Genomic DNA, 12,703 nt, shown 5'->3' on the forward strand with positions numbered 1-12,703 from the left:
TCGTAAGCAGCGAGAGCAGTAAAGCCCAAGCTGCCCGCCTGGAAGGCGGTCGGCGTGTGGTGGGTAACGGCAGACAGGAGTGAGCGGCTTGCCGTGGCAAGCCACTTCATTGCGTCCCCTAGTCGTCGTCATCCGGGAAGAAATACGCTTCCCGGTCAGCCTGCCGAGAGGCAGGAGTGAGCAGAGCCTCAAGCTCCGTATCCGAATACGTCTCGTTGAAGTTGATGAACGTGACGTGGGCCTCTTCCTCTTCTGGAAGAGCCGTGAGGAAGAAGGCGTTCGCGATAGCCGCTATGCCGTCGATTTTCTCGCCCGACTTCGCTTTGCTCGGCTTCACCAATCCGTCGTTGGTGACGTCCAGTTCGACGTTATCGGCCATCCAGCGAAGCACCGGATGCCCGCCGTGCCGCAGCTCGCGAGCAGCGAGCGCGCTCTCAATCGCCTTACACGGATCGTTCAGGCGAGCCGCGCTCTGCGGCACCTTGACCGCCGTAAGGCCATGCTCTTCAAGTTCGTTGATGAGCTGCGTTGCATTCCACGGGTCATAGCCGAGATACCGGATTCGGAAATCCTCGGCGTCGCGAGCGATGTGCCGGAAGATCGCCTTGAAATCTGTAGTCGGCCCCTCCGTGACCGTCAGAACCTCTTCACGCTCCCAGACCTCGAACGACGTCTTCATCTTCGAGCGTCTGTCGACGGCCGGCCGGGGCACGAAGAAGTGCGCAAGAACCGTCCACCCCTCGGCTTCGGCATCGTCCGGGCTCCCAGGAAAGAGCAAGACCCACGCGTTGAAGTCACCAGTCGCAGCAAGGTCGATGCCCGCGTAGCAGGGACGCCCCTTGAGCTTCTCCCGGTCGACCTTGACGCTCGCCCCGTTCTCATCCCAGAGGCGCATGTCGAGCCACCGGTTCGCCTGAGAGACCCACTGGTTGAGGCGGAACACCCGGAAGGCGTTCTGTGCCGTGGGCTTCTCCTTGGCTTCGTCAGCCTCGGCCCTCAAGTTGTTGATGTTCAGGAAGCTGCCGAGAGCAGGGTTAGCGAGATACCAACCCGTTCCCTTCGGATGCTTGGCCGAAGGGGGCTCACCCTCATTCGTCCAGTCCCAGTCATCCGGAACGTTCCGAGCGAAGACAAAACGCGCCGGATCGAGATTCTGATTCTCACGAACGCGAAGCGAATGCTCATGCTCTTCAAGGGCGAAAGCCGCCGTGCGATACGCGGCCGTAGTCGCCGCGATCATGATCGGCTGTCGGCGAGTACCGAAACCCTGCCTCATGCTGTCCCAGAGATGCCGGTCCCTCTGAGTAAGAACCTCATCGAACAGGACCATGCTCGGGTTGGTGCCGAGTGCACCCGCAGCGTCACCGGGCAAGACCTGATAGAAGCTATTGGTCTTCCGGTCGATGATGCGCTTCTTCGAGTCGATGATCTCAAGCCGGTTCGACAGGATCGGACTCAGCTCGACCATGCGCTTCGCTGTGTTGTAGACGAGACCGGCCTGATCTCGGTCAACTGCGACCGAATAGACTTCGGCGGATTCCTCAAAGTCTCCAACAAGACCCAGCAGCGCGAACGCGGAAAGCAGTTCGCTCTTCCCGTTCTTGCGCGCCATTTCGAGCCACGCAATCCGGTACTGACGAACGTACTCTTCGTACTGGTCGTCCCACATCATCGTTCCGAAGAGTGGGCGAACGATCTCGTTCTTCTGCCACTCGTCGAGAATAAAAGGGGCGCCAGCGTGGCGCCCCTTTGTATGCACGATGAGCTTCTCAATGAAGTTGACCGCGTGAGTCGCCCTCTTCTCGTCGTAGCGAAAGAAGCCTTCTCTCGGATCGATCGGCCCGAAGGGGGAAAGGATAAGCTCGCTCATTCCCGCCCCCTCGCCCCTCTGTGCTTTCACAAAGAGAAGACGTGTAATAGAGCGGAAGTCGCTACACGCGATTTCCCTTCGATGCGTTGCAGCCGAAGTGTGCCGTCTGGCAATTCGACAGAACGTGTCCGGGAGTTCCGGGGCCGTGCGAGAGCGGCACCACGTGATCGAGTGAGGCACTCCGCGGATTCGGGTAGCGAAGGGCGCGGTCGATGGGCTCCGAGCAGAGCTGGCACACGTACCCGTCACGCCGGAAGACCGCCGCACGGCTGACCTTCGTGTAGGGCACGCCCCAACGCTCACAGCGCAGCTTGAGGGCGTACTCCCGACGCGACAGCCAACCGGGCGACCGCTTGCGCCTGCGGCGCTTCCTCGCCTCAGCCACGGCTACAGGGTCACGGTCTCGCGTGCGACCGTCAGCGTGTCCACCACGGCCGAAGAGACGACGTCCTCAGGCCGTCCCGTGCGCTCGGCTACTGCTGTCGCACAGGCATCCCGCAGGGCGCGAAACGCGTCGTCGATAGCAGGCGTGCACCGGCCAAGGTCGCCGGTCACGCGGAACTCAACTGCGTAATCGTCGAGCACTTCGGCGCGAACGGTGATGGTCGGGTCAGGATACGAAGGCATGGCGTTTCTCCCGGTAGACGAATGAGCAGGGGGAGCGCGGCAGTTGGCGCCACCCAAACGCCTTCCGGCGCTCAACCCCTGCGGCCCCGAGGCGGGGCAGAATGACGGCTCTCAGCTCAGCAGAGAGAGAACCTGAGCATCGGGCCCTTCGGGCTCCTTCGGAGCCACAGACAGCCGCGTGCGGTCGCTCGGCGACAAGCCGAAGCGAGAGCCGAACTTGATCATCATGTCTGCGCTGTCGCGCATGATCTGAGCGGCAGGGTTCTTGACTTGGTTCCCGTCGCGACCTTCGACCAGGGGGCCGCGCTCAGCGAGCACAAGCCGCGCTTCCTCGAAGGAAGCCCACGCCGAGCAGTAGGCAATGAGGTAAGCCCGGTCAACGACCGTGGCGAGACCGAGGCGAAGCAGCTCGGGCACTACGCGGTTCCACTCAGCGAGAGCTTCCCCTTCGAAGTCGCCGGGCGGGGCGAGTTGCCCCGTGGCCGGCTCAGGCTCGCCTTCGTTCAGCTTCTTCTTCGACGGGTTGCCACGAAGCTTGTCGAGCTTCGTAGGCGTCCTCGGCGGTCCGGGCATAGGGTTTCTCCTCCCTCCGGTCGTTCGGCCTTGGCTGTAGCACGCTCCCACCAGTTCCGGCTAACCCCCGCGCGTTCGCAAAAGCGGAAAGACATGTGGGTGCCAAAGAAAGCGGAAAAAGTTTCAGATCCCCCTTCCCCTCCAAGATTCCGGCAGGATCAGGCAGCGGTGTCTTAGTGATTGATCTGCTGTCGTGCCGGTGGAGGGGTGCAAGCCGTTTCGGGCGCCTCGGGGGCGCCGCTGGAGTGGCTTGCTGCAACCGGACGGCCCGAAAGAGACGAGTGTCTCTTACGGGGAGGCCCGGCGGGCCCTTCTTATGGTCTGTTCTCGGCTGCTGTTGCATGAGCGGCAAAGAACTTGAACGTTATCGAGCGTGTTGGTTCCGCCCTGATTGAGTGGGCGGATGTGGTCGCCGGTCAAGTCTTGGGTGCTTCCGCACTTGAGGCAGAAGGGGTGAAGCGCAATGGCTTGCGCTCTTACCTTTCTCCACTGTGCGTCGTACTTGCCTTTGACTCTGGTGTTCTTGCTCTTGTGTCTGCGTGGTGCTACTGCCCGGCATGGGCATGCAGTGCCGAGGGGTCTTAGCTTTCGGCAGTGCTGACACATTGAGTACGGCATAGGGGTGCACCCCCTTTCGGAGGGGTGCCCCTCTGGATTGTGCAGCGCTGTCGCGCTGTGTTCATAGAGGGAAGACCTGTAATAGAGGCAGCGCGAGAGCGCTGCCGTTCTATCTGTTCTCAGCTCTCTCGCTGTCGCTCGTTCGCTGATAGCTCTTCGGCCTAGGCCGAAGTCTGTAGCTATAGCTGTAGCTGTCTGCCCCCCGATCCCCCCGGTCTTCGCTCGCTCCGCTCACTCAGCCCGACCCCCTTACCCCCACTAGACGTGTAACGGCAGCCGCGGCGTAACGCCGTGCCCTCTGAGCTGCGGCTTCTTGTAACCGCCATGGCAGCGAAGCTATGTTTCGAAACGTCGCCGAAGGGGTCACCTAGAGCCCGACCGGCAGCACTCGGCCCCCTGCGAGGGGGGCCGTTTAAACGGATCGAAGCTGTCATTCGAAATGGAGTCTCGATGTTCCTCTCTCCGCGAGTCGTGACCTCGGCGAACAACTACGTGAAGAACGGCCCCGAGGACGGGAACCCCTCTTTTAAGGCCGGGGTCGGAATCTCCATCAACGGGGCGACTCTGCGCTACTCGACCACTTCGCCGGCCGAGGACAAGAAGGTGAAGGCCACTGCTGCGGCCATGGCGAAGATTGCTGCGGCTTCCCAGAAGAACGGCTGAGAGAGGGCGCCGGGGTGACGCTCGCTAAGGCTCTCGAAATGATGGCCCCTTTCAAGAGCCACCCGCACTACACGGCTGCTGTCTGGCAGCTCGAAAAGGCTCAGCTCAAGGGGAAGCGCGAGCTGTCGAAAATTGCCTACCGCATCCGCAACGCCTACGCCGATTACGACTACGCCGTGACCTACGGCAAGACCGATAAGGGAGCCTGACGGATGCTCGTCTACCACTCCTCGCCCGTCGAGTTTTACACCTTCACTGCGCTCGCCCTGGTCGCGCTGGCTGCCGTGCGCTGGGGACGCTAGTTGCTCGCCATATGGATGAGCGGCTTCTTCTTCGGAATCGCTATCACGGCCGCTCTCGCCGCCTTCGCGAGCATCGGAAAGGGGGGATAGCCGTGGAAGCAGTCTGGGAAGTGCAGCGCTGGATTCTGCTCGGGTGTGGACTCTTCGCCCTGGTCGGATTCATCTTCCTCGCTATAGAGGATCTCTCAAATTCCTCGCGGAGCAAGGGCAAGCACAAGCGATAGCGAGGGGATGTCATGGCGGAAGTGATTGACCTCGGTTCGCTCGACCGCGAGGAACACGAGCGGATCATGAGAGATCTCTTCGAGAGCGAAGAGCCTGCGGGGATGGACTGTGAGTAACAAAATCATCCTTGCCCCTCGAATCCTGGAGCTGTGCGCGGGATACGGGGGGCTCGGAATGGCTGTGTCGAAGCTGACAGGCGGGCACGTCTATTGGGTGGCTGACAGCGACCCCTCGAAGTCGCTCATCCTGAGCGCACGCTTCCCCGGAGTTCCCAACTTCGGGGACATCTCGTCAGTCGACTGGACGCCCCTAATCGGGCAGGTCGACATTCTGACAGCAGGTTTCCCCTGCCAGGACATCAGCAACGCGGGTAAGCGAGTAGGGATTAAGGGTGAGCGGTCAGGGGTCTGGAAGCACGTTGCCGAAGCCATTCGCACACTTCGACCGAGGTACGTTTTCCTGGAAAACGTCGGAGCAATCCGAAGCCGCGGCCTTGACGTCGTACTCGGGGACCTGGCCGCGGGCGGGTACGATGCGGAATGGACAAGTTACCGAGCGTCCAGCGTTGGGGCACCCCACCATCGTGACCGATGGTTCTGTGTCGCCACTCCTGCCGACCCCTACAGCCGCTGATAGCAAACGCGGACCCGACTACGCGAAGGCTGCGCGTCCCGGAGCCGGGGGCGACGATTTGGTCACCGCAGTAGCTCGACTCTTCCCCAGAGAGAAGGGTGAGAAGCTCCTCAAGACACCGACAGCCAACCTGGGCAGGAATGGCGCTCCGCAGCACCCCGACAAGAGAAAGGCCGGGGGACACGGACCGACTCTCGAAGACGAAGTCTGCTACCTGCTCGCGGTCGAGCCGAACGACCCGAGATGGAGCCTGCGCCGAGCACACTCGCCTTCGGAATGGTGGAACGCGTTCGGCCCTGCTGTAGGCAGGTGGGAGCTGCTGATGAACGCCCCCGCGCCCGTTCCTGTCGAGTACGGGCCCCGTGGCGGACTTCGCCTCGCTGCGCCCTTCGCCGAATGGATGATGGGTCTACCTTCCGGCTGGATCACGGCCGTTGACGGAGTGTCCCGAGGCGACCAACTCAAGGCCATCGGTGACGGTGCCGTTCCTCAGCAGGCCCGAGCCGCGTACGGCTACTTGCTCGCACTCATGGAAGGGGAGTATGAGCGCCGCGATAGCCTCGCTGCTTAGCGATGACATGGCGAGAGTTTGTTTCAACGCCCTCTGCTTCTCGCCCGCACGATCGACCGTCAAGACGACCCGGATACATCTCGGCCCCACAGGGTTCCGCGCGACGGGAACGGACGGATACGCCATCGGGCAGGATCAGTGCCCGCTCGACACCTACGACGGACCCCCCGAGGGTGTGACGCTGCACATTGACCGAGCTGCGCTGTCGGATCTCGACAGCGGGGGCCGAAAGGACAAGAAGGGATACGGGCGAGTCGAGATCAAGGCCGGTGACGGCCTGGTCTTCAAGCCCGCGAACAACGACACGCCTACGGTCGCCCACGACCAGGGCGCCAACGCTGATACGGCCCTTTGGGGCATGGTCGACACCCTGCTTCAGCGGATGGAGCGCAGTGCGCCGGCACTCCCCGAACTCATCGCGTTCGATCCGGCCCTTCTGGCGTACTTCTCGAAGGTCAAGGTCGCGAAGGTCAAGGGGGCATCGAACGAGAACCTTGAACGCGCCATGGACCTATGCGTGTTCGACGCGAAAGAGCCCGTGCTTGTGAAGATCGGGCCCACGTTTCGAGGGGCGATTATGCCGATCGATCGGGACGTGCACAGAGAGAACGTCGAGCGCCTCGACGGGGGGCTGTGGTGAAACATCCTGACGACGTACCGGTGTCTCTGACGCGCCGAGCGTATGCGCTACGGGGCATGAAGCTTTCCCAGAACCAGTACGCCGCAGTAGTGGCTGACGCGTATGAGGACATTCGCCGGCGCGTGCTGAGCGAAGTCATGCCGCAAGCGGACCTCACAGATGCCGAGGTTCGCGTGATCTCAGATGCGCTCGACTGCTGGAGAGACAAAGACCGGCACGGCGAGCTTGAGCGCGAGTACGGGTACGACCGCGCGAAGCGCGACGCCCTGTCTACCGCGAGCGAGAAGGTCGACGACGAAGCGAAGCGTCGCGGCGTGTACTGGACGTAAGGGGGAGCCTTGAGGCTTCGCAGACTTCTTCACCGCGCGGGAATCCTGCGCTCGCCTTCGCTGACGTACCTCGGCATCCCGTATGGCTGGAGACAGCGTCGGCAGCAGGAACGGCAGTGGCTCGACAGCATGCGGTGAACGACAACGGCCCCGCACCCTCATGGGTGCGGGGCCGTTTACACGCGCTCACTGGCCGCTGAACTCCGGAAGGTCCTCAATCGCAACGACAGCGTGAGCAGCCTTCCTCAGGGCCGCTCGCTTCCGACGCTGCGCCCCCTGCTCGGCCGGTCGCCCCATCTCAGCAATCTTTCGCGCCGGGGCGGCATGCTCATTGCAGAGATCAGTCTCGGTTGTGCTGCCGTCGATGCTCACAACGACCGAGACGACACCCTCGGTCGTCCCGCACTCGTCGCAACGAGCCACCTCGACTTGCGCCCTAACCATTGTCCGCCCTTCGATCCCTCAGAGAGATGATGTTGCCTGCTGTCCCCTCTCCAAGGGTAAGGAACGGCTTCCCCCGCATCATGTCGGCGTACCGCTGCCTCTCGATGTCGAGCCCGAGGTAGCGCTCCGTCGTCTCAACCTTGGAGTGATTCAGTGCCGCTTGCGTGATGCGCAGAGCGTCGTCGTGCCCATGCCGTCGCGCGTCTTCGTAGATGATCCGGCCGAAGCTGCGCCGTAGCGTGTGCCACCCGTCGCCAGGCTCAAGCTCAAGGCCAGCCGCATCCGCCACCGGTTGAAGTACCATGCGCGGGTTGCTGATCCTGGCAGTCGGGTTGAAGTGGCGGACCCTGCTTCCTGCGCCGTCGACGAATCGGCCCCTGCGGTACGCGGGGAACAGGCGGTACTCCTTCTCAAGCTGCCCCACGGCTTCCGTGTACGCCGAGAGCCACACCCGTAGCTCGGCTTCGAGATCAGCAGACATGGGGAGCGGCACCTCTTCCTGAGTCTTGGGCAGGTGAACGTGCAGCTCGACCTTCGAGAAGCTGACGTCTTGCACAGTCATGGCAAGCGCTTCGCTGATCCGCACCCCCGTGTTCGCCACGAAGGCGATCAGCGCCCTGTCTCGCGGGTCTGTTGCGCATTCGAGAAGTCGGCGCAGCTCGGGGCGAGTCATGCGGTAGCGGTTGCGGTTCAGGGCGCCGCGCGGGTTGATGCCATCAAGTAGCGCTTCGGGGGTGAGCGCGTGCCACCCCTTCCGGTGGCAGAAGGCGAGAAACTGCTTGAGCCGCCCCTTGTGCGCGCGGAGGGTCCCGCCCTGGCACGTCAGGCTGAGGCTGGCTCCAGGGCCGTAGAAGAAGTCTTCAAGGTTGTCGGGCACGAGCGAGGCAACCTGACAGTCGTTGACTCGTTGCGCGAACCGGCGAAGCAGGCTCCGAAAGTCATAGAGCGCCGTCTTGCTGCTCGACCTACGGGCCCGCAGCGCCAGAAACTCAGTCGCGGCGATACTAACTTTCGGAGTGGTGCGCCTAGCCATGTCTGAACCTCGCTTTCGAAGCAACCTGGCCACGCTATCCGCACGTCAGGGAGCTGCAAGCTCGGCTTGATACTAACATTGAAACCTAGTCTGCCCGAACTGGAAAACCACCCCGAACTCCGTGCGCCGCAGCTCGCTCAGCCGCGCCTCGGACAGGCGGTCGACGCGCTCACCGCCGTACGTCACCTCGCCCTCGTCCGGGCGCACGATCCCCGCGAGGCAGTGCAGCAGCGTGGACTTGCCGCTGCCGCTCGGCCCGGTGACGGCGAGGATCTCCCCGGCCGCGAGCCGGACCGAGGCGCCGCGCAGGGCCTGGGTCCGGCCGTGCGTCTTGACCAGGCCGCAGGCCGCGAGCAGCGGGCTCGGACTCGTGTCGGTGGTCATGTCGGTGGTCATACGGTGTCTACCTCCGCGGTGAGGGAAGCGAGCCGGGCGCCGGTGGTGGTCATCCAGCGCAGGTCGGCGTCGAGATGAGTCAGGGCGTAGTCCGCCGACAGGACCGTCGACAGATCCGCTCCGCGGGCGGTCTTGACCGCCGTGAGCTCGCGCATACGGGCCATGTGCGCGGCACGCTGGTCGCGCAGATACGCCTCCGGGTCGCCGGCCGCCAGGATCGCCACGACGACCTTCGCGAAGATCTCGTTCGCCACGAAGGGCGCGGGCGGGGTGACCTCGGCCGCCCAGCGGGTCAGCTCGCGGGCGCCCTCCTCGGTGGCCCGGTACAGGGTGCGCTCCGGTCCGCCGTCGGAGTCGGTGCCGTCGATCTCGGCGAGGCCGTCCCGGACCAGGCGCTGGAGGGTCGTGTACACCTGCCCGTAGGCCAGCGGGCGGGCCTGCGGGAAGCGTTCGTCGTGCCGTCGCTTGAGGTCGTAGCCGTGGCTGGGACCTGTGGCGAGCAGCCCGAGCAGGATGTGGCGGGTGCTCATGGAGATCATTATGTACTGAGTACATGTACTGAGTGAATAGTCGCCCGGCGGGAATCTTCACGAAGTCGGTCGAGCGGGGCTTGTGGGGCCTTCGGGAGGTCACGGGGAGCGTGGCCGTCCGGCCTTCGGGGCGTCAGGGGGACGTGCCGGTGGGGTCGACGGGGTGTCGGGAGACCTGCCGGTGGGGCCGTCGGGGTGTCAGGGGACGTGCCGGTGGGGCCGTCGGGGCGTGGGTGGGGTGTGGGGTGGCCCGCAGGGGCCTCAGCGCCGGATTGCCGGGGACCCGCCAGAGAATCTTCCGTGACCGGGCGAGGAGTCGACGGAGATTGTGGTGACACGCGGTATTCGTCTTCCGATACGTCTGCCGCCGTGCCCGCTGGGTAGGGCTCTGTTGTCCTGTGTCCCCGTCCCGTGTCCGCCGTTCCGTGTCCGCCGTTCCGTGTCAGCCGTTCCGCCACGTGTCCCGTTCCGTCCCGCGTCCGCCGTCCCGTCCCGTGTCCCCGTCCCGTTCCGTGTCCGCCGTCTCGTCCCGTGTCCCGTTCCGGATGAAGGAGTCCCCATGGTCACCTCGACCCGTCCGATGATCCCGGCCCCCTCCAAACGCCCGGCGGAGCCCGCCGCCGAGTGCGCGCGCGTGTGCTCCGCCGAGAGCGCCTACGCCCAGACCCCGCTGACCAGCGAACCCCCGCTGCCGTACACCGAACCCCTCACCAGCGAGCCGCCGCTCGCCGCCCCGGACGCCGACACCACGAGGCCGTAGATGACCGCACCCCGCCCGGACCGGCCCCCGACCGCGGACCTGGCCCGCCTCGCCGAGCTGCACGGCGTCGCCACGTCCTACCGCCCCTCCCCCGACCGCACCGTCACGGCCTCGCCCGTCGCCGTCACCCGCGTCCTGGCCGCCCTCGGCGTCGACGCGAGCACGCCCGGGGCGATCCGCGCCGCACTCGCCGCCCGCGAACGGGAGCTCGGCGCACGCCTGCTGCCGCCCACCGTCGTGGCCTGGCAGGGGAGCGAGCCGGCCGCGCTGGGCGCACTGCCCCCGGGGACACGGCTGCACGTCGAGACCGAGCAGGGTGCGACCCGCGCCGCCGTCGAGGGACTGCCCCCCGGAGTGCACCGGCTGACCGCGACCGCGCCCGGCGGACGCACCGCCGAGGCCCACCTGATCGTCGCCCCCGCCCGGCTGCCCACCCCGGCCGGGCGGTCGTACGGCTTCCTCGTCCAGCTCTACTCCCTGCTCTCCCACCGCTCCTGGGGCATGGGCGACCTCGGGGACCTCGGGGAGCTGGCCGCGTGGGCGGGGCGGGTGCTCGGCGCCGGGTTCGTCCAGGTCAACCCGCTGCACGCGGCGGTGCCCGGCACACCCACGGACCCCTCCCCCTACCGGCCCTCCTCCCGCCGCTTCCCCGACCCCGTGCATCTGCGTGTGGCGAACATCCCCGAGTTCGCCCACGTCGAGGACCGTGAGCGCGTCGCCGGGCTCCTGGAACGCGCCGCCCGGCTCAGGGAGTCCGTGCTCGACAAGGGCGCGCTGATCGACCGGGACGCCGTATGGGAACTCAAGCGCGAGGCGCTGGAACTCGTCCGCGCGGTACCGCTCGGCCCCGGGCGGCGCGCGGCCTACGACGACTTCCTCGCCGCGCAGGGGAGCGCCCTGGAGGACCACGCCACCTGGAACGCGCTCGCCGAGGTGCACGGCGGTGACGTGCAGCAGTGGCCCGACGCGCTGCGGGACCCCCGGTCGGCCGAAACCGCCCGCGCGCGGGCCGGGCTGACGGACCGTGTGGACTTCCACACCTGGCTCGCCTGGCTCACCGACACCCAGCTCGTCGACGTGCAGCGCACCGCGCGCGAGGCGGGGATGCCGGTGGGGATCGTCCACGACCTGGCCGTCGGTGTGCACCCCGGGGGCGCCGACGCCTGGGCCGGGCGCGACCACTTCGCCGCCGGGATGTCGGTCGGCGCCCCGCCCGACGCCTTCAACGCCCGCGGCCAGGACTGGGGCCTGCCGCCCTGGCGCCCGGACCGGCTCGCCGAGTCCGGATACGCGCCCTACCGGGCCCTGCTCCAGGCCCTGTTCCGCAGCGCCGGAGCCCTGCGCATCGACCATGTCATGGGCCTGTTCCGGCTCTGGTGGGTCCCGCAGGGCCTGCCGCCCACCGACGGCACCTATGTCCGCCACGACGCCGAGGCCATGCTCGCCGTGCTCGTGCTGGAGGCCTCGCGGGCGGGCGCGATCGTCATCGGCGAGGACCTGGGGACGGTCGAGCCCGGCGTCCGGGAGGCGCTGCGCGAGCGCGGGGTGCTGGGGACGTCGGTGCTGTGGTTCGAACGGGACTGGGACGGCGACGGCCTGCCCCTGCCGCCCGAGGCCTGGCGCCCGGACTGCCTGGCCACGGCCACCACCCACGACCTCCCGCCCACCGCGGCCCGGCTCACCGGCGACCACGTCGAACTCCGCGACCGGCTGGGCCTGCTGACCCGCCCGCTCGCCGAGGAACGCGCCTCGGCCGCCGCCGACATCGCCGAGTGGCTGGCCCTTCTCAACCGGCTGGGCCTGCTGGACGGCGTTCGCGTCTCCGCCGGGGAGTCGGAGGGCTCCGAGGGACCCGAGCGGGCGGAGGGGGTCGTGGAGTCCGAGGGGGTCGTCGACTCCGAGGGTGCTGTGGAGTTCGAGGCGGCGGTGGAGTCCGAGGGGGCTGTGGCGTCGGAGGGGGCGGTGGACTCCGAGGGGGCGGTGGACTCCGAGGGTGCTGTGAAGTCCGAGGTGGCCGTGGACTCCGAGGTGGCCGAGGTTCTCGCCGTCCATCGCTTCCTGTTGCGCACTCCCGCCCGCCTCGTCGGCGCCTGGCTCCCGGACGCGGTCGGAGACCGCCGTCCCCAGAACCTCCCCGGCACCTGGGACGAGTACCCGAACTGGCGACTCCCCGTCGCCGACGCCGAGGGCCGTCCGGTCACCCTGGAGGAGCTGACGTCGTCCGCCAGATTGCGGGCGCTGGCCGACCTGCTGCGGGAGGGGACGCGGGAGGCAGGCCCGCAGAACCTGCCCGACAGCCCCTAGATGACTCATCCAGGGCCGGCGCGGAGCCGCTGGTGGCGAGCGGTGCGGGAGGGCGGAACCGGGGGTCGTGAAGCGGCGGAACGGCGGGAGATCTGACACCCCCGGGCGCACCCCGCTGACGTGGCGCGTCGCCATAACGGACCCCCGGGCGAGCGGCTCCAACCGGCGTTCGCTACTTTGGCACC

At 66.4% G+C, this 12,703-nt stretch carries 14 protein-coding genes and 1 pseudogene; 7 read left to right on the plus strand and 8 right to left on the minus strand.

The window, feature by feature from the left end:
* Positions 1-118 precede the first annotated feature (118 nt).
* From ABZZ79_RS01380 to ABZZ79_RS01400, 5 genes are all read right to left on the minus strand, one after another.
* A complete protein-coding gene (locus ABZZ79_RS01380; protein ID WP_356685204.1) occupies positions 119-1,870 on the minus strand; it encodes a terminase TerL endonuclease subunit in 1,752 nt (583 codons plus the stop codon).
* A 61-nt stretch (positions 1,871-1,931) separates the two neighbouring features.
* Positions 1,932-2,255 (minus strand): HNH endonuclease, encoded by a 324-nt coding sequence (locus ABZZ79_RS01385; RefSeq protein ID WP_356685206.1) that lies wholly within the window; start codon positions 2,253-2,255, stop codon positions 1,932-1,934.
* 2 nt (positions 2,256-2,257) lie between these two features.
* Positions 2,258-2,497: a hypothetical protein gene (locus ABZZ79_RS01390; protein WP_356685208.1), complete on the minus strand. Its 240-nt coding sequence runs from the start codon at positions 2,495-2,497 to the stop codon at positions 2,258-2,260.
* A gap of 111 nt (positions 2,498-2,608) precedes the next feature.
* Complete coding sequence (locus tag ABZZ79_RS01395) at positions 2,609-3,070, minus strand: phage terminase small subunit P27 family (RefSeq protein ID WP_356685210.1); 462 nt, start codon at positions 3,068-3,070, stop codon at positions 2,609-2,611.
* A 288-nt stretch (positions 3,071-3,358) separates the two neighbouring features.
* Complete coding sequence (locus ABZZ79_RS01400) at positions 3,359-3,688, minus strand: HNH endonuclease signature motif containing protein (RefSeq protein ID WP_356685211.1); 330 nt, start codon at positions 3,686-3,688, stop codon at positions 3,359-3,361.
* Positions 3,689-4,138: 450 nt separating this feature from the next.
* Here ABZZ79_RS01400 and ABZZ79_RS01405 point away from each other — a divergent pair, with 450 nt between their 5' ends.
* The 5 genes from ABZZ79_RS01405 (at position 4,139) to ABZZ79_RS01425 (ending at position 7,051) form a co-directional block, all read left to right on the plus strand.
* Positions 4,139-4,351, plus strand: a complete 213-nt coding sequence (locus tag ABZZ79_RS01405) for a hypothetical protein (RefSeq protein WP_356685213.1) — start codon at positions 4,139-4,141, stop codon at positions 4,349-4,351.
* 14 nt (positions 4,352-4,365) lie between these two features.
* The gene (locus ABZZ79_RS01410) at positions 4,366-4,560 is read left to right on the plus strand and encodes a hypothetical protein (protein WP_356685215.1); all 195 of its coding nucleotides are present in this window, start codon (positions 4,366-4,368) and stop codon (positions 4,558-4,560) included.
* 492 nt (positions 4,561-5,052) lie between these two features.
* Positions 5,053-5,511, plus strand: coding sequence for a DNA cytosine methyltransferase (locus ABZZ79_RS01415; protein WP_356685838.1), 459 nt, complete (start codon positions 5,053-5,055; stop codon positions 5,509-5,511).
* Positions 5,512-6,053: 542 nt separating this feature from the next.
* Positions 6,054-6,722 (plus strand): hypothetical protein, encoded by a 669-nt coding sequence (locus ABZZ79_RS01420; protein ID WP_356685218.1) that lies wholly within the window; start codon positions 6,054-6,056, stop codon positions 6,720-6,722.
* Between the two features lie 56 nt (positions 6,723-6,778).
* Complete coding sequence (locus ABZZ79_RS01425; protein WP_356685220.1) at positions 6,779-7,051, plus strand: hypothetical protein; 273 nt, start codon at positions 6,779-6,781, stop codon at positions 7,049-7,051.
* 436 nt (positions 7,052-7,487) lie between these two features.
* Here ABZZ79_RS01425 and ABZZ79_RS01430 read toward each other — a convergent pair whose 3' ends face one another.
* The 3 genes and pseudogenes from ABZZ79_RS01430 to ABZZ79_RS01440 form a co-directional block, all read right to left on the minus strand.
* Positions 7,488-8,528 carry a site-specific integrase gene (locus ABZZ79_RS01430; protein ID WP_356685222.1) on the minus strand — a complete coding sequence of 347 codons (1,041 nt, stop codon included), beginning with the start codon at positions 8,526-8,528 and terminating at the stop codon, positions 7,488-7,490.
* A gap of 90 nt (positions 8,529-8,618) precedes the next feature.
* A pseudogene (locus ABZZ79_RS01435) lies at positions 8,619-8,912 on the minus strand (ATP-binding cassette domain-containing protein); the annotation flags it as partial.
* An 8-nt stretch (positions 8,913-8,920) separates the two neighbouring features.
* Complete coding sequence (locus tag ABZZ79_RS01440; RefSeq protein WP_356685224.1) at positions 8,921-9,454, minus strand: PadR family transcriptional regulator; 534 nt, start codon at positions 9,452-9,454, stop codon at positions 8,921-8,923.
* A gap of 580 nt (positions 9,455-10,034) precedes the next feature.
* On the opposite strand from ABZZ79_RS01440, the gene ABZZ79_RS01445 reads away from it, so the two are divergent.
* Positions 10,035-10,214: a hypothetical protein gene (locus tag ABZZ79_RS01445; RefSeq protein ID WP_356685840.1), complete on the plus strand. Its 180-nt coding sequence runs from the start codon at positions 10,035-10,037 to the stop codon at positions 10,212-10,214.
* Positions 10,215-12,518 carry a 4-alpha-glucanotransferase gene (gene malQ, locus ABZZ79_RS01450; RefSeq protein ID WP_356685226.1) on the plus strand — a complete coding sequence of 768 codons (2,304 nt, stop codon included), beginning with the start codon at positions 10,215-10,217 and terminating at the stop codon, positions 12,516-12,518.
* Positions 12,519-12,703 lie beyond the last annotated feature (185 nt).

The organism is Streptomyces sp. NPDC006458 (assembly GCF_040612135.1).
Taxonomy (GTDB): Bacteria; Actinomycetota; Actinomycetes; order Streptomycetales; family Streptomycetaceae; genus Streptomyces.